We start from the raw sequence: 16,361 nt of genomic DNA, 5'->3' as shown, positions 1-16,361 counted from the left end.
CTCCTCAGCCGTAATGAACGCGACGTTCGATGAAGCGAAACTGGATGAGGGTCAGCACCAGCACGATGACCATCAGGATGACCGACTGCGCCGAGGACGAGCCGAGATCGTTGCCGCGGAAGCCGTCGAGATAGACCTTGTAGACCAGCGTGATGGGGTTGTTCGCCGCCTTGTCCTTCACGATGACGTCGATGACGCCAAAGGTGTCGAAGAGCGAATAGGTCATGTTGATGATCAGCAGGAAGAAGGCCGTCGGGGTCAGCAGCGGCAGGATCACCGTCCAGAACCGGCGGGTGCCCGACTTGCAGTCGATCGCGGCCGCCTCGCGCACCGACGCGGGAATGCCCTGCAGCCCGGACAGGAAGAAGATGAAATTGTAAGGGATCTGGTTCCAGACAGCGACCGCGACCATGGCGAAGGCGGTGTCGAAGTAATTGATCCCGACCTTCATGTCCCATCCGAAGAGGGCGACGAAGTCGACGAAGGGGCCGATATGCTGGTCGAAGAACATCATGCCGATCAGGCCCGCAACCGGCGGGGCGATCGCGTAGACGACAATCAGCAGCGTCTTGTAGGCCGACTTGCCGCGGATCACCGCATCGGCCTTCAGCGCCAAGAGCAGGCCGATCGACAGCGCCATGAAGGTGACGATCAGGCTGTAGGCGATCGTGAAGCGGGCGATCTTCAGGTATTCCGCAGAGGCGAGCGCATCCGTGTAGTTTGCGAGGCCGACGAAGGCGGAGCCGAAGCCGAACGGATCCTCGATGAAGAAGGACGAGTGGATCGCCTGGGCGGACGGCCAGTAGAAGAAGATCAAAATGATCGCGAACTGCGGCAGCAGCAGCAGATATGGAAGATATCGCGAGGAGAACTGGACGCGCTTCATGGTGTTGTCTTTCGAGAAAGAAGGCAGTCCGCCTGGCGTTGGGGATGCGCCCCTCATCCGCCTGCCAGCACCTTCTCCCCGCGAGCGGGGAGAAGGGCGAAACCCCGGCGTCTGCATTCCCTCGCCCCGCTTGCGGGGAGAGGGAGGAGTGAGGGGCAATAGCCCTCGGTGATCAGCCGGCCGTCTTGGCGAAGCGGGCGAGCAGCTCGTCGGCTTCCTTCTTGATGGTTTCCATGGCTTCCTTCGGCGTGGTCTCGCCGGCGAAGATGCGGTTGTATTCGCGCTCCATCACGGAACGGATCTGCGGGTAGAAGCCCATGCGGTAGCCCTTGTCCCATTCAGCGCCCGGCAGCGAAAGTTGCTGGATGCCAACTTCGGCGGCCGGCTTTTCTTTGTAGTAGCCTTCCGACTTGGACAACTCGTAGGCAGCCTTGGTGATGGCGACATAGCCGGTGGCCTGGTGGTAGAACTTCTGGACTTCCGGCGAGGTCAGGAAGTGGAAGAAGGAAGCCGTGCACTTGTTCTCGGCTTCCGGCTTGCCTGCCATGGCGAACAGGGCCGCGCCACCGATGAAGGTGTGGACACCTTCCGGAATGACCGACTTCCAGTAGGGCAGGAAGGTCGCCGAGAAGGGCATGGTTGCCGTCTTCTGCAGACCGCCGAACGAACCGGACGAGCCGATCCAGAGCGCAACCTTGCCCTCTTCGAACGGCTTCTGGTTGTCATTCCAGCCGGCGCCGTAGTAGCCGAACAGACCCTGGTCGTACCAAGCCTTCAGCTTTTCATACATCATGACGTGGTTCGGATCGGTGACGTTGATCGTCGTGTCGACGACGCTGTCGTAGCCGTTGTTGTTCGAAGCGAACTGAAGGTTATGGCGCGAGAAGAAGTTCTCGGTGAACTGCCAGGTCAGCTGCGACTGGACGAGCGGGATGAAGCCGGCTTCCTTCAGCTTCGGAGCGATGGCTTCGAACTCTTCCCAGGTCTTCGGGGCTTCGACACCGGCCTTCTTCAGGGCGTCGGTGTTGACATACATGATCGGAGCCGAGGAGTTGAACGGCATGCCGACGAACTTGCCGGTGGAGTCGGCATAGAAGTAACGGACACCTTCGATGAAGTCGTCGCGGTTGAATTCGAAGCCGGCGTCCTTGATCAGGTCTTCGGCCGAAACGGCAGCGCCCTTGGCGTTGATGATGGTGGCGGCACCGGCGTCGAAGACCTGCAGGATGTTCGGCTGTTCACCCGAACGGAAGGCGGCGATGCCGGCCGAGAGGGCCTCTTCGTACGTACCCTTGGAAACCGGGGTGATGGCGCATTCGGACTGCGCGGCGTTGAACTTCTGCGCCACTTCATTGATCACTTCGCCGTTGCGACCGCCCATGCCGTGCCACCAGGTGATATTGGTTGCGGCAAGCGTCGTCGATGCGGTCATCGCCAGGGCCAGAGCGGCCAGTGAAAGCTTCTTGAACATGGATAGATCCTCTCCGCCAGTGTTGGGGTGAGGAGTGGCTTAGTCGCGATCTGTGACGCAGAATTAAACGTTTTATGTCATTTCAATTACAAGACCCGCGAATACGAAAGCGAAACGAAATTAAAACGCACCTTCGAAATGGCGGGGCAGCGTCCAGGGCATGACGGCAACGATATCGTATCGCAGCGACAGCCGCGCTACATCCGGCTGGCGGGCAAGCCAATAGTCACTCGCCGCACGAATCCGGCGCTGACTTGTGACTGTAACGGCATCGATGGCGGCCATCGCATTTCGGCGAGCCTTGACCTCGATGAAAGCAACCAGTTCGCCACGGCGGGCAATGATGTCGATCTCACCTGCCCGGACGCGGTAGCGCATCGCGAGGATGCGATAGCCCTTGGCCATCAGGAAAAGTGCCGCACCCCATTCCGACCAACGTCCCCGACGTTCGGCTCGCTTTCGCTTGTCGGGCGTGGCGAACCTGCTCATCCGCCACCCTTGAGTTCGAGGAGCCGCTGATAGAGATCCTTGCGCGGCAGTCCGGTGATCCGGGCCGCTTCGGTCGCCGCCTTCGCGGTCGGCAGCCCGACCGCCAGTTCGCCGAGCAGGCGGTCGATCTCATCCGCCTTCGGCGCCGGCTTTTCCGACGGCGGCCCGACGACCAGCACCACTTCTCCCTTGACCGCGAGGTCAGCGTAGCGCTCCGCAAGCTCGCCGAGACTGCCGCGGCGGAACTCCTCGAAGGTCTTGGTCAGTTCCCGGCAGACGGACGCCTGGCGATCGGCCCCGAGTTCGTCGGCCGCGGCAGCAAGCGTGTCGCCGATCCGGTGCGGGCTCTCGAAGAAGATAAGCGTTGCCGGAACATCCCTGAAGACCGACAGGCGTTCGCGCCTGGCCTTGTCCTTGGTGGGCAGGAAGCCGGCGAAAAGAAAGGCGTCATTCGGCAATCCGGAACCGACCAGAGCGGCGAGCGGCGCAGATGCGCCGGGGATCGGCACGACGCGATAGCCGGCCTCGATCGCCTGCTGCCCCAAGCGATAGCCGGGATCCGAGACCAGCGGTGTCCCGGCATCCGACACGAGGGCCACAGACCTGCCGGCGCCGAGCGCGGCGATGAGGCGTGGGCCGGCCTCGTTGGCATTGTGCTCGTGGTAGGCATAGGGCTTGTTCTGGATGCCGTAGCGATCCAGCAGAACGCGCGTGACCCGGGTGTCCTCGCAGGCCAGCACGTCCGCGCCGGCGAGCGTTTCCAACGCGCGCAGCGTGATGTCGCCGAGATTGCCAATCGGGGTTGCGACAAGGTAGAGCGCGGGCTCGAGCGGGCGGGCCTCGACCGCGGTATCGTTCAGCCGATAGGTCCGTCTCGACTGCCCAGCCTCCTCTCTGTCTTCCGTCACCCTGGCCTCGCCCCGTCTGTTCGTCTTCGGTCCCCTTATCGTCCAGCCCCGGCGATTGAGCAAGAGCGGGGGCTCTGACCCGCGGCGTTAGCCATTGCACCAATTTGGTGCGGAGCGGTCGCAGCTAGCTCTTGCAATTCATGCGCAATTCCTGCCATTTTGCCCGTCCACATTGTCCGGCCCTTTCCTGCGGCCGGGAGGAGCAGTGCGGCCCGACACCCGGGCCGCGACAGGTCGAAAGCGGTAGCGTCCATGCGTATTACTCTTGAACGGTCCAACCTTCTCAAATCGCTCAATCACGTGCATCGCGTGGTCGAGCGGCGCAACACGATCCCGATCCTGTCGAACGTGCTGCTTAGGGCAGAGAGCGCGAGTCTCGCCATGAAGGCAACGGACCTCGACCTTGAAATCACCGAGGCGACCCCGGCGATGGTCGAGCAGGCCGGTGCGACTACGGTGCCCGCCCATCTTCTCTACGAAATCGTCCGCAAGCTGTCCGACGGCTCGGAAGTGGCGCTCGCCATCACTCCGGACGGGTCGTCGATGACAGTGACGTCCGGCCGTTCGAAGTTCTCGCTGCAGTGCCTGCCGGAGACCGACTTCCCGGATCTCACCGCCGGCAACTTCACCCATTCCTTCAAGCTGAAGGCGTCGGATCTCAAGATGCTGATCGATCGCACCCAGTTCGCGATCTCAACCGAGGAGACCCGCTACTACCTCAACGGTATTTTCCTGCACACGATCGAGGCCGGTGGCGCGCTCAAGCTGCGCGCGGTCGCGACCGACGGCCATCGCCTGGCGCGTGCCGACGTCGAGGCCCCGTCCGGCTCGGAAGGCATGCCCGGCATCATCATTCCGCGCAAGACGGTCGGCGAACTGCAGAAGCTGGTCGACAATCCTGAGCTCATCGTCACGGTCGAGGTTTCTGATGCCAAGATCCGGCTCACCATCGGCGAGATTGTGATGACCTCCAAGTTGATCGACGGCACATTCCCGGACTACCAGCGCGTCATTCCGGCTGCCAACGACAAGGAAATGCGCGTCGACTGCCAATCGTTCGCCCAGGCCGTCGACCGCGTCTCGACGATTTCCTCCGAGCGTGGACGCGCCGTGAAGCTGGCACTGACGGATGGCCACCTGATGCTTACGGTCAACAACCCGGATTCGGGCAGCGCGACGGAAGAAGTGGCCGTCGGCTACGAAAGCGATCCGATGGAGATCGGCTTCAACGCCAAGTACCTGCTGGACATCACCGCCCAGCTCTCGGGCGACGACGCCATCTTCCTTCTCGCGGATGCGGGTTCTCCGACCCTGATCCGCGACACGGCGGGTGACGATGCGCTTTATGTCCTGATGCCGATGCGGGTCTAAGACTAAAAACGCACAGGCAATTTTGCCGCTTGCGGCATTGTGCCTTGTTTTTGCGGCAAACCCGAACAACATTCATGAAGCGCGGATGACACGCGCTTCGCGTCTAGAGTGAGGGATTGGGCCATGGTGCGACGCTTGAAGGAACGGTTCGAAAAGAAGTTCGACGACGAAATCCGCTTCTTCAGGGGCATGATGCAAGGCCCCAAGACCGTCGGCGCCATCGCACCGACCTCTTCCATCACGGCCCGGCGCATGGCGAGCGTCGCCAATCCCCATTCGGGCCTTCCGGTTCTCGAGCTCGGCCCGGGCACCGGCGTCATAACCAAGGCGATCCTCGAGCGCGGAGTAAAGCCGAAGGATCTCGTCTCGATCGAGTATTCCGAAGACTTCTACGAACATCTGGTCCAGGCCTTTCCGGGCGTGAACTTCATTCGCGGCGACGCCTTCGACCTGAAGAAGACGCTCGGCGAACGCGCCGACCAGAAATTCGACTGCGTCATCTCCGCGGTGCCGCTCCTCAACTTCCCGATGGCGGACCGGATCGCGCTCCTCGAAACGCTTCTCGATCACATTCCGCCCGGCCGCCCGGTGATGCAGATCTCCTACGGACCCGTCTCACCGATCCTTGCCAAACCGTCGAGCTATCACATCCAGCATTACGACTTCGTCGTGCGCAACATCCCGCCAGCGCAGCTCTGGGTCTATCGCCGCAACTGACGGCGCCCGATGTTTGGTCTCTACATTACCCACCCGCAGGTCAGGATCGATCCCGACGTTCCCGTGCCGCAATGGGGGCTGTCCGAGATCGGCACCGCACGCGCCCGCCTGGCGGCATCGCGTCCCTGGGCTGGGTCGCTGAAGCGCATCGTTTCGAGCGGCGAGACCAAGGCGATGGAAACGGCGGACATTCTCGCGCGAGTCGCCGGCATTTCCTACGAAATCGTCGAGGCCATGCACGAGAACGACCGCTCTGCCACCGGATTCCTCACACCGGGCGAATTTGAGAAGGCGGCAGACTGGTTCTTCGCCCATCCCGACGGCAGCTTTCACGGCTGGGAAAGGGCTATCGATGCGCAAGCCCGCATCGTCGCCGCGGTCGAGGCCGTCCTTGCCGACCATGACCCGTTCCAGCCGATCGCCTTCGTCGGGCATGGCGGGGTCGGCACGCTGCTCAAGTGCCATCTCGAGGGTCGCACCATCGCGCGCAGTCTCGACCAGCCGGCCGGCGGCGGCAATCTCTATGCCTTCACTCTTGCAGATCGGCGCGTCGCATGCGACTGGACGCCCATCGAAGACTGGAAGGGGATGCCTCAATGACGCCAAGAGACCGCCTGATCGTCGGCCTGGACGTACCGACCGTCCGGGAAGCGGAAAAGATCGTCGACACGCTCGGAAACGAGATCCTGTTCTACAAGATCGGCTACCAGCTGGCCTTTGCCGGAGGCCTGGAATTCGCCCGCGAACTCGCCCAGTCCGGCCGGAAGATCTTCCTCGACATGAAATTGCTCGACATCGACAACACGGTGGCGTCTGCCGTGGAGAACATCGCCAAGATGGGCATGTCGATGCTGACACTGCACGCTTATCCGAAGGCCATGCGCGCCGCGGTCGCGGCGGCGAAGGGTTCGGACCTCTGCCTGCTCGGCGTTACGGTGCTGACTTCCATGGACGAGCAGGATTTGGTCGATGCCGGCTACGAATACGACCCGCACACCCTCGTCCTGAAGCGCGCCGAGCAGGCGCGCATCGCCGGTATGGGCGGCATCGTCTGCTCGGCCGAGGAAGCGAGCGCCGTGCGCAAGGTGATAGGCCCCGACATGGCGCTCGTCACCCCGGGCATTCGCCCGCTCGGCGCGGACAAGGGCGACCAGAAACGGGTCATGACGCCTGCAGATGCGCTGAAGGCCGGGTCCAGCCACCTCGTGGTCGCCCGCCCGATCGTCAAGGCGGCCGACCCGAAGGCCGCGGCCCAGGCGATCCTTGCGGAAATGGCTTCGGCGCTCTGACGCGCCGGCCACCCGCCCCCGCGAAAACCGTTCCACTTTCTCGGGGCGCCCGCGAACCAGCCTGTTAACCAGGCTGAACCAGCGCTCCAAACTGCGGTCCGAAATGCTTGACCGGGGGCGAAATTTCCGGAATTAAACCACCACAACCAGTCACAGATGGATAGAAGCTATGGCCAAGGGCTACTGGATCGCGCGCGTCGATATTCGTGACGCTGAACGCTACAAGGATTATGTCTCCGCCGCGAAGCTGGCATTCGAGAAATACGGCGCCAACTTCCTCGCCCGAGGTGGCGAGTTCACCGAGCTCGAAGGTAAGGCGCGTGCCCGCAACGTGGTGATCGAGTTCCCGTCTCACCAGGCCGCCGTGGACTGCTACAACTCGCCCGAATACCAGATCGCCGCCAAGATCCGCCAGGAAGTGGCCGACGCGGAAATGGTGGTCGTCGAAGGCATCTGAGCTTCGACCTTTTTCGAAGGGTCGCGACCGCCGACGGCCCTTCCGCTTGACCGGCGATTCGGCTAAAGACTGCTAGATCTTCAGCGCATTCTGCGCACGCCTATTCCAGGGAGCCCATCATGACCTTGTCCAACCTTCCGCCGCTCGTCACCGTGTTTGGTGGCTCGGGCTTCGTCGGGCGCCATGTGGTCAGGGCCCTGGCCAAGCGCGGCTACCGTATCCGCGTCGCAGTGCGCCGTCCGGATCTCGCCTTCTTCCTGCAGCCGCTCGGCAATGTCGGGCAGATCTCCTTCGTCCAGGCCAACCTGCGCTATCGTGCGTCGGTCGACAAAGCCGTGCAGGGTGCAGACCATGTCGTCAACTGCGTCGGCATCCTGTTCGAAAGCGGTCGCAACAATTTTGACGCCGTGCAGGACTTCGGCGCCCGTGCCGTGGCCGAAGCCGCCCGCTCGGTCGGCGCCAAGCTTACCCATATCTCGGCCATCGGCGCCGATGCCAATTCTGAATCGCTCTACGCCGCCTCCAAGGGCCGCGCCGAGGCGGCCGTGCAGGCGATCGTTCCAGATGCCGTGATCCTGCGTCCGTCGATCATCTTCGGGCCGGAAGACGGCTTCTTCAACAAGTTCGCCGCCATGGCCAAGATGCTGCCCGTGCTTCCGCTCGTCGGCGGCGGCAAGACGAAATTCCAGCCGGTGCATGTCGAGGATGTGGCCGAGGCTGTCGCCCGCTCTGTCGACGGCAAGCTCGCCGGCGGCAAGACCTATGAACTCGGCGGCCGCGACGTGCTGAGCTTCCGCGAATGCATGGAGACCATGCTCGCCGTGGTCGACCGCAAGCGCCTCTTCCTGCCTCTGCCCTTCGGCATCGCGTCCCTGATCGGCAGCCTCTCGTCGCTGATCCCGTTCGTGAAGCCGGCACTTACCAGCGACCAGGTCAAGCTCCTGAAGAAGGACAACGTCGTCTCCGAGGCCGCCAAGGCAGAGGGACGCACGCTTGAGGCAATGGGAATCACCCCGGTTACGCTTGATTCGATCCTGCCGACCTATCTCGTCCAGTACCGCCCGCACGGCCAGTTCACCGGCTCCGGCAAGGCTGCCTGAGCCTCGGAAGGAACCCGGGAGGTCGTCTCTGCGTTGCACAAAAGACGCAGTGACAAAATCCCTGCGTTAACGGGCGATTCAGCAAGATCTACTATTGATGGGTTAGCCGGCAACGCGTAAACAATCCGCAAATTCGGGCGCGGCAAGCAAAGCCTGCGACGAACAAAGTATCATCTCATAGGGGCCTATACATGGGTAAGTCTATCGCACTGTTCTTTGCGTGTGCGGCACTGGTCATCATCGCCGGTTCGTTTCTGGCACCGTCCACCGTTGCCGCCCGCAAGGGCAACTGCGCTCCCGCCTATGGCGTGGACCCCTGCAGCACCGGTTCGATCTCGGTCACGCAGTAAGCCTGCAGCCGACATCCCGATCAAAAAAGGCCGGCTGATCGCCGGCCTTTTTTCGTATCCGTCCGCCTCAGGCTGCGCCTCCAATCCCCAGCATCAGACCGGCCAGGCCGAGCACACCGACGACAATCCGCCACCAGGCGAAGAGTGCGTAGCCGCGCTTCGAGACGAAATCGAGAAGCGCCTTGACCACCAACAGCGCCGACAGGAATGCCGCGACGAAGCCGATGGCGATGATCGCGCCATCGTCGAAACTCAATGCATGGCGGTTCTTGTAAAGATCGAGAGCGAAGGCGCCGACCATGGTCGGCATGGCAAGGAAGAACGAGAACTCGGCGGCCGAGCGCTTGTCGGTACCAAGCAGCAGCGCGCCGACGATCGTCGCACCCGAGCGCGATGTCCCCGGGATCATCGCGAGACACTGGCAGAGGCCGATCTTGAAGGCGAGCGACAGAGGATAGTCGGTAACCTCGGTGTATCTCGGCGTCAGCTTGAGCTTGTCGACCCAAAGAAGCACGAAGCCACCGAGGATCAGCATCACACAGATCACCATTGGGGTCTCGAACAGCACGCTCTTGATGAAGTCATGGGCGAGCGCCCCGATGATCGCCGCCGGCAGGAAGGCGACCAGGATTGCCGCAACGAAGCGGCGGCTGCCCGGATCGGTCGGCAATGCGACGGCGATCAGGAAGAGCTTGCGGAAATAGACGCTGAGGATCGCCAGGATCGCGCCGAGCTGGATGAGCACTGCGAAGGTGTTGCCCGGGGATTTGAAGCCGAGAAAATGCCCGGCCAGCAGGACATGGGCCGTCGACGAGACCGGGATGAATTCGGTCAGACCCTCGATCAGGCCCAGGAACAGCGCACTGAGAATGGATTGATCTTCCATGGAATATCCTTGCGGGGAGAAGCGGGAGGAAAATTGCGATTTGCTTGTATTGCGACAGCCAAGCCCCTATAGCTTGGAAGCCGTGGTCATGGCCAGCCGCAAGTCGCGCGCCATGCCGGTGCCCAAACGTCATAGAAGTCCGAGTGACAATGCCGACATTGTATCATCACCCCATGTCCACCGCGTCCCGGTTCATCCGGCTGGTGCTCTCCGAATACGGCTTCCAGGTCGATCTCGTCGAGGAACAGACATGGGAAAAACGCCGGGAATTCCTGTCTCTCAATCCCGCAGGAACGCTGCCGGTCTATGTAGATGACAATATGCGCGTTTTGTGTGGCCCGGTCGTCATCTCCGAATTTCTCGACGAGACCCACGGCGTGCTGAAGCGCGACCGTCGGCTGCTGGCCGAAGACCCGTTCCAGCGCGCCGAGATCCGCCGGCTGACCGAATGGTTCCTGCAGAAGATGGAGCAGGACGTCACCAAGCCGCTGGTCCGCGAGCGCGTCCACAAACTCCTGATTCCGAACGGGCTGGGCGGCGGCGCCCCGGATTCGAAGGTGCTGCGCACCGCTCGCGGCAATATCCGCCAGCACATGAAGTATCTGAGCTGGCTGTCGGGGTCGCGTCAGTGGCTCGCCGGCGACCGGCTGAGCTATGCAGACCTTGCTGCCGCTGCCTCCCTGTCCGTCCTCGACTATCTCGGCGAGATCGAGTGGTCGGAGTTCCCGATCGCCAAGGAATGGTACCAGCGACTGAAATCGCGGCCATCCTTCCGTCCGCTTCTCGCCGAGCGCCTGCGTGGCCTCACCCCGGTCTCGCATTACGCGGACCTGGACTTCTGACGGGTGGCGGCCATGCCGGCGGAGCAGGCCGATCAGAAGAACGAGAAGCGTCGAGCGTCTCTCGCCGCCTTCCTAAGACAGGAGGCAGCCGCCCAGGGCTTCGATCTCTGCCGCATCACGCTTCCCTCGTCCATTCCCGACGCGCCGCAAAGGCTGGCCGAGTATATCGGCGCCGGCTATCACGGCACGATGGCGTGGATGCCGGAAACCTATGAGCGCCGTTCCGATCCACGGGTGCTTTGGTCCGAGGTTCGGTCGATCGCGATGTTCGCGATGAACTACGGGCCGGACCTCGATCCCCGTGACTTGCAGGACCATCCCGACAAGGGTGCGATCTCGGTCTATGCGCGAAATCGCGACTACCACGACATCATGAAAGGCAAGCTCAAGGAGATTGCCACCCGCTTTGCCGCGCGTGCCGGCGCCGACGTCAAGGTCTTCGTCGATACCGCGCCCGTGATGGAAAAACCGCTGGCAGCCGCCGCCGGGCTCGGCTGGCAGGGCAAGCATACCAATCTGGTCAGCCGCGAATTCGGCTCCTGGCTCTTTCTCGGCAGCCTATTCACCACCGCCGATCTCGAAATCGACGACGCGGAGATCGATCACTGCGGCTCGTGTCGGGCCTGCCTCGACGCCTGCCCCACGGCGGCCTTTCCGGCGCCCTACAGGATCGATGCACGCCGCTGCATCTCCTATCTCACGATCGAGCACAAGGGCACCATCGATCCCGCACTGCGGCCCGCCTTCGGCAACCGCATCTATGGCTGTGACGACTGCCTGTCGGCCTGCCCCTGGAACAAGTTCGCCCGGCAAGCCAGCGAAATGAAGTTGAAGGCCCGCGACGATCTCCTCGCGCCGGATCTTGCCCCGTTCCTGGCGCTCGACGATGCCGAATTTCGCGCGTTGTTCAGCGGCTCTCCGGTCAAGCGCATCGGACGTAACCGTTTTGTGCGCAACTGCCTGATTGCCGCCGGCAATTCCGGGGCCGGCGTGCTGGTCGGACCGTGCACGTCCCTGCTCGACGACGCGTCGCCGGATGTGCGGGGCATGGCGGTCTGGGCGCTGTCACGGCTGCTGCCGGGCGATACATTCGCCGCGCTTCGCCAGACACGCCTGCCGGGCGAGGCGGAACCGGACGTCAGGGAAGAATGGACAAGGGTGGAGTGAGAGCATGCGCGTGATGATCTTCGGAGCCGGTTACTCGGGAAAAGCCATCGGCCGGCTTCTTGCGGTGGGCGGTCACCATGTGGCCGGCACGACCCGAAGCGCCGACAAGCAGGCGGCCCTTGCCGATTGCGGCATCGCGCCCTTCCTGTTCGATGGCGATGGGCTGAACGCCGATCTGAGAGCCGAGCTTGCGAGCATCACCCATCTCGTCCAGTCAATCGCGCCGGGACGGGGCGGCGACCCGCTGATCCGGACATTTGCCGAGGAAGACCTGCGGTCGGTGATGCCGAAGCTGGAATGGATCGCTTATCTCTCGACCGTCGGCGTCTACGGCGATCATGGCGGCGGCTGGGTCGATGAGGAGGCGGCGCTGAGACCCGTTTCGCAGCGTTCGGTGGAGCGTGTCGAGGCCGAGCGCGCCTGGCAGGAACTTGCCGGCCGGCACGGCCTGCCGCTTTCGATCCTGCGCCTCTCGGGAATCTACGGTCCCGGGCGCAACACCTTCGTCAACCTCAGCAACGGAACGGCCCGGCGCCTCGTCAAGAAGGATCAGGTGTTCAATCGCATCCGCGTCGAGGATATCGCCGCGGCGACCGCCTTCCTTGCGGCGGACAACCGGCCGGGGATCTACAATGTCACCGACAGCGAGCCCTGCCCGCCGCAGGACGTCGTGACGGAAGCCGCGCGCCTCATGGGCGTCGCGCCGCCGCCGGAACAGGATTTCGACAGCGCCGAGTTGAGCCCCATGGCACGCTCCTTCTACGGCGAAAACAAGCGGGTCTCCAATGCCCGCCTGCGGGCGCTCGGTTTTGCCTTCCGCTACCCTGACTATCGCCAGTCTCTGGCAGATCTATGGGCAGGCGGACGCTGGAACAAAGACCCGGCGGGCGCGTTCTGAAGAGACAAGCGACCTCCAGTCGCGCGATCCACCGCCGTTTGCCCCCGAAACTTCACATTTCGGGCGGCAAATGTGGCGCAGTGGAATTTTTTTTCGTCATTTTCTTCGTGATCGCCCCATTTTGGGATTCGTCCGGAATGGCGTTCCGCTTTTCGCCTGTAAACAAACCGTTTTTCCAAAAAGTTACCAAAATCTGAACCGGATAGATCGATCGCTATCGATCACAAATGTTACATCACGAAACATTACGTGATCGCTAAAAGGCACGTTTTTGCCATTTTTCGCCTCGTTTTAGCGTCGCCAAGCAAATTTTGGCTCGTGTCAACGACTAGGGAAATGCACATTGACGAATATCCGGCGCTCTACATTCACCGCGGCAACAATAATTGCACTTACTGCTTTCCTGCCGCTGTCGGCCCATGCGGCCTCTTCATGCGGCGGCGCGTCCTGGTATGCGCTCCATTCGAAGACAGCTTCCGGTGAACGTATGAACCCGTCGAACCTCACCGCGGCCCACAAGTCGCTCCGCTTCGGCACCAAGCTCAAGGTCACCAATGCCAAGAACGGCAAGAGCGTGGTGGTCCGCATCAACGATCGCGGCCCGTTCATCCGCGGCCGAGTGCTCGACCTTTCGAAGGCTGCCGCCCAAAACATCGGCATGATCCGCTCCGGCCACGGCAAGGTCTGCTACGAAATCATCGGCTGATCCGGTCCGCCGCGCCCATTGCATTCGACCGGCCGCATAGACGCTTGCTCTTCAAACGGTTCGCCGTTACCACGCTCACTTCGAGCTCAGGAGAATGAACATGCGTTTGGGCGGCCGCCTTGCCGGTGCGATCGAAGTACTGGATGACATTGAAGCGCGGCGTCGCCCTGTCGCTGACGCGTTGAAGGACTGGGGCCTCGCCCATCGCTTCGCCGGCTCCGGCGACCGCGCCGCCATCGGCAACATCGTCTACGACGCGCTTCGCAAGAAACTCTCCCATGCCTGGCTGATGGACGACGACAGCGCCGCCTCGCTCGGCTGGGCAGTCCTCATTCGCCAGTGGGGCTACTCCCCCGAACGGCTCGCCTCCGAATTCGACGGCGACAATTTCGCCCCTGCACCGCTGAATGACGCGCAGATCGCCGCCATTGCCTCACGACGGCTCGAGGACGCGCCGCTTCACGTTCAAGGCGACATTCCCGAATGGATTCAGTCCTCGTTCGAAACAGCCTTCGGCGACAACTGGATCGAGGAAGCCCGGGCGCTTGCCGGCCGGCCGACCCTCGACCTCAGGGTCAACACCCTCAAGGCCAATCGTGACAAGGTTCTGAAGGCCTTGGATCGCGCCGGCGCTCAGGCAGCACGCATCGCCCGTTTCGGGATGCGTGTGCCTGCCGGCGAAGGGGCCTCGCGTCTGCCCAACGTCACTGCCGAACTCAGCTTCCAGAAGGGCTGGTTCGAGGTGCAGGACGAAGGCTCGCAGATCGTCGCCGATCTCGTCGACGCGCGCGAAGGCGACCAGGTGCTGGATTTCTGTGCCGGCGGCGGCGGCAAGACGCTTGCCATGGCAGCAGCCATGCACAACAAGGGCCAGGTGCACGCCTACGACGCGGATCGCAAGCGGCTGGCTCCGATCATCGAACGGCTGAAGCGCGCCGGAACCCACAATGTGCAGGTGCATGATAGCGCCAAGGGGCTTGCCGCCATCAAGGGCAAGCTCGACCGCGTGCTGGTCGATGCGCCCTGCACAGGCACCGGCACCTGGCGCCGCCGCCCCGACACCAAATGGCGTCTCACGGCCCGTAACCTCCAGGAACGCGTGAGCCAGCAGCAGGAAGCGCTGACCGAGGCGTCCGGCTATGTCCGGCCGGGTGGCGAACTTCTCTACGTCACCTGTTCCCTCTTGCCGGAGGAAAACGATGCCCAGGCGAGCGCCTTCTGCACCGCCAACCCGGAGTTCTCGATCGCTCCGGCGCTCGAAACCTGGGACAAGCTGTTTGCCAAGGATGCGCCCCGCCCGCTGTCGCAGAACGGCCTGACGGTAACGCTCAGCCCGGCATCGACCGACACCGACGGCTTCTTCTTCTGCCGCATGCGCCGCAAGGGCTGACGGGCTCCATCTTGACGAAAGGCAAGCCGTCGGCCGGATTGCGATACTGGACTATTTGACACCAGTTTCTTTTTCGGCCAAGACAGCTCCGTTCGTTCACACGGAGACGGCGCCTCGGCGTCAAAGGAGAGACCATGTCCCGGAAAACCATCATCGGCGCGTCGCTCGCGCTTCTGGTCGCGTCGGCAACGTTCATGACCGGTCCCGCCGCAGCTGCCACCGATCCGGCAGCCGTTCTGAAGCACTATGCAGAGCTGGCGCATGCCAAGTACGAGGACGCGCTGGTTACGGCGAAAGCCCTTGACGCCGCCATCGACGCACTGATCGCAACCCCGAGCGAAGACACGCTGAAGGCCGCCCGCGCCGCATGGATCAAGTCCCGCGTGCCCTACCAGCAGTCGGAAGTGTACCGCTTTGGCAACCCGATCGTTGACGACTGGGAAGGCAAGGTCAACGCCTGGCCGCTCGACGAAGGCCTGATCGACTATGTGGATGCGTCCTACGGCACCGAGAGCGACGAGAACTCGCTGTTCATTGCAAACGTGATCGCCAATCCGAAGATCAAGATCGGCGGCAAGGATGTGGACGCAACGAACATCACGCCCGAATTCCTCTCCGAAACACTGCATGAGGCTGGCGAAGTTGAAGCCAACGTCGCCACCGGCTACCATGCGATCGAGTTCCTGCTCTGGGGACAGGACCTCAACGGCACCGGGCCGGGCGCAGGCAATCGCCCCTATACCGATTTCGACGCGAAGAACTGCACCGGCGGCAATTGCGATCGCCGCGCCGCCTACCTGAAGGCCGCCTCCTCCCGGCTCGTCTCCGATCTCGAAGAGATGGTGACCGCCTGGGCTGCAGATGGGGAAGCAACCAAGCATGTCACCGCCGATCCGAAGGCCGGTATCGCCGCCATCCTGACCGGCATGGGCTCGCTGTCCTATGGCGAGCTTGCCGGCGAGCGCATGAAGCTCGGCGTGCTGCTGCATGACCCGGAAGAAGAGCATGACTGCTTCTCCGACAACACGCATGCCTCGCATCTCAACGATGCCGTCGGCATTGCCTCGGCCTATACCGGCGAATACACCCGCACCGACGGCACGAAGCTGACCGGCCCGTCGCTTTCCGAGCTCGTGGCTGCGAAGGATGCAGCTCTCGACACCGAGATGAAGGCGAAGCTGACCAAGACGCTGGACGCGATGAACGCGATGGCAAAACGCGCGGAAACTGTCGAGGCTTATGACCAGATGATCGGCGAAGGCAATGCCGAGGGCAATGCCACCGTCCAGGCCGCCATCGACGGCCTTATCGACCAAACCAAGACCATCGAACGCGTCATTGCGTCGCTGGATCTCGGCAAGGTCGAGCTTGAAGGCTCCGATAGCCTGGATAACCCTAACGCCTTGTTCCAAGAAGACAAGGGTGGGCCACCGG

At 62.6% G+C, this 16,361-nt stretch carries 17 protein-coding genes and 1 pseudogene; 13 read left to right on the top strand and 5 right to left on the bottom strand.

The features are described 5' to 3' along the window. Positions 1-4: 4 nt before the first annotated feature. The 4 genes from ACX93L_RS08295 to rsmI all read right to left on the bottom strand — a co-directional run bounded on the left by ACX93L_RS08295 (position 5) and on the right by rsmI (position 3,754). Positions 5-886 (bottom strand): ABC transporter permease subunit, encoded by an 882-nt coding sequence (locus ACX93L_RS08295; protein WP_459404417.1) that lies wholly within the window; start codon positions 884-886, stop codon positions 5-7. A 172-nt stretch (positions 887-1,058) separates the two neighbouring features. Next, complete coding sequence (locus ACX93L_RS08290; RefSeq protein ID WP_459404416.1) at positions 1,059-2,357, bottom strand: extracellular solute-binding protein; 1,299 nt, start codon at positions 2,355-2,357, stop codon at positions 1,059-1,061. Between the two features lie 120 nt (positions 2,358-2,477). Continuing rightward, entirely contained in the window at positions 2,478-2,846 is a 369-nt protein-coding gene (locus tag ACX93L_RS08285) for a YraN family protein (RefSeq protein WP_459404415.1), read from the bottom strand. Then, complete coding sequence (gene rsmI, locus ACX93L_RS08280; protein WP_459404414.1) at positions 2,843-3,754, bottom strand: 16S rRNA (cytidine(1402)-2'-O)-methyltransferase; 912 nt, start codon at positions 3,752-3,754, stop codon at positions 2,843-2,845. Before rsmI ends, ACX93L_RS08285 begins: the two co-directional genes overlap by 4 nt. 252 nt (positions 3,755-4,006) lie before the next feature. On the opposite strand from rsmI, the gene dnaN reads away from it, so the two are divergent. From dnaN to ACX93L_RS08245, 7 genes are all read left to right on the top strand, one after another. Further along, positions 4,007-5,125 (top strand): DNA polymerase III subunit beta, encoded by a 1,119-nt coding sequence (gene dnaN, locus ACX93L_RS08275; protein WP_459404413.1) that lies wholly within the window; start codon positions 4,007-4,009, stop codon positions 5,123-5,125. A gap of 123 nt (positions 5,126-5,248) precedes the next feature. Continuing rightward, positions 5,249-5,842 carry a phospholipid N-methyltransferase PmtA gene (gene pmtA, locus ACX93L_RS08270; RefSeq protein WP_459404412.1) on the top strand — a complete coding sequence of 198 codons (594 nt, stop codon included), beginning with the start codon at positions 5,249-5,251 and terminating at the stop codon, positions 5,840-5,842. A gap of 9 nt (positions 5,843-5,851) precedes the next feature. Continuing rightward, positions 5,852-6,442: a histidine phosphatase family protein gene (locus ACX93L_RS08265; RefSeq protein ID WP_459404411.1), complete on the top strand. Its 591-nt coding sequence runs from the start codon at positions 5,852-5,854 to the stop codon at positions 6,440-6,442. Beyond that, on the top strand, positions 6,439-7,131 hold the full coding sequence (pyrF, locus tag ACX93L_RS08260) for an orotidine-5'-phosphate decarboxylase (RefSeq protein ID WP_459404410.1): 693 nt from the start codon (positions 6,439-6,441) through the stop codon (positions 7,129-7,131). The genes ACX93L_RS08265 and pyrF overlap by 4 nt, the downstream gene beginning before the upstream one ends. A gap of 169 nt (positions 7,132-7,300) precedes the next feature. Then, positions 7,301-7,588, top strand: coding sequence for a DUF1330 domain-containing protein (locus ACX93L_RS08255; RefSeq protein ID WP_459404409.1), 288 nt, complete (start codon positions 7,301-7,303; stop codon positions 7,586-7,588). A gap of 119 nt (positions 7,589-7,707) precedes the next feature. Beyond that, complete coding sequence (locus ACX93L_RS08250; RefSeq protein ID WP_459404408.1) at positions 7,708-8,688, top strand: complex I NDUFA9 subunit family protein; 981 nt, start codon at positions 7,708-7,710, stop codon at positions 8,686-8,688. A gap of 191 nt (positions 8,689-8,879) precedes the next feature. Then, on the top strand, positions 8,880-9,038 hold the full coding sequence (locus ACX93L_RS08245; RefSeq protein WP_028738715.1) for a hypothetical protein: 159 nt from the start codon (positions 8,880-8,882) through the stop codon (positions 9,036-9,038). 67 nt (positions 9,039-9,105) lie between these two features. Here ACX93L_RS08245 and ACX93L_RS08240 read toward each other — a convergent pair whose 3' ends face one another. Further along, entirely contained in the window at positions 9,106-9,924 is an 819-nt protein-coding gene (locus ACX93L_RS08240; protein WP_459404407.1) for an undecaprenyl-diphosphate phosphatase, read from the bottom strand. A gap of 149 nt (positions 9,925-10,073) precedes the next feature. Between ACX93L_RS08240 and ACX93L_RS08235 the strand changes: the two genes are divergently transcribed. The 6 genes and pseudogenes from ACX93L_RS08235 to ACX93L_RS08210 all read left to right on the top strand — a co-directional run. Continuing rightward, on the top strand, positions 10,074-10,766 hold the full coding sequence (locus ACX93L_RS08235; RefSeq protein ID WP_169591712.1) for a glutathione S-transferase family protein: 693 nt from the start codon (positions 10,074-10,076) through the stop codon (positions 10,764-10,766). Positions 10,767-10,778: 12 nt separating this feature from the next. Then, entirely contained in the window at positions 10,779-11,933 is a 1,155-nt protein-coding gene (queG, locus tag ACX93L_RS08230; protein WP_459404406.1) for a tRNA epoxyqueuosine(34) reductase QueG, read from the top strand. Between the two features lie 4 nt (positions 11,934-11,937). Beyond that, positions 11,938-12,831, top strand: a complete 894-nt coding sequence (locus ACX93L_RS08225) for an NAD-dependent epimerase/dehydratase family protein (RefSeq protein ID WP_459404405.1) — start codon at positions 11,938-11,940, stop codon at positions 12,829-12,831. 343 nt (positions 12,832-13,174) lie between these two features. Continuing rightward, entirely contained in the window at positions 13,175-13,537 is a 363-nt protein-coding gene (locus tag ACX93L_RS08220; protein WP_169591723.1) for a septal ring lytic transglycosylase RlpA family protein, read from the top strand. Positions 13,538-13,637: 100 nt separating this feature from the next. Then, entirely contained in the window at positions 13,638-14,927 is a 1,290-nt protein-coding gene (locus ACX93L_RS08215; protein ID WP_459404404.1) for an RsmB/NOP family class I SAM-dependent RNA methyltransferase, read from the top strand. 134 nt (positions 14,928-15,061) lie between these two features. After that, positions 15,062-16,339: pseudogene (locus ACX93L_RS08210) on the top strand (imelysin family protein); the annotation flags it as partial. Between the last annotated feature and the right edge of the window lie 22 nt (positions 16,340-16,361).

It is taken from the genome of Rhizobium sp. CAU 1783 (assembly GCF_054551725.1).
Note: the sequence above shows the minus strand (reverse complement) of the source record. Positions and strands in the feature narration are given on the sequence as shown.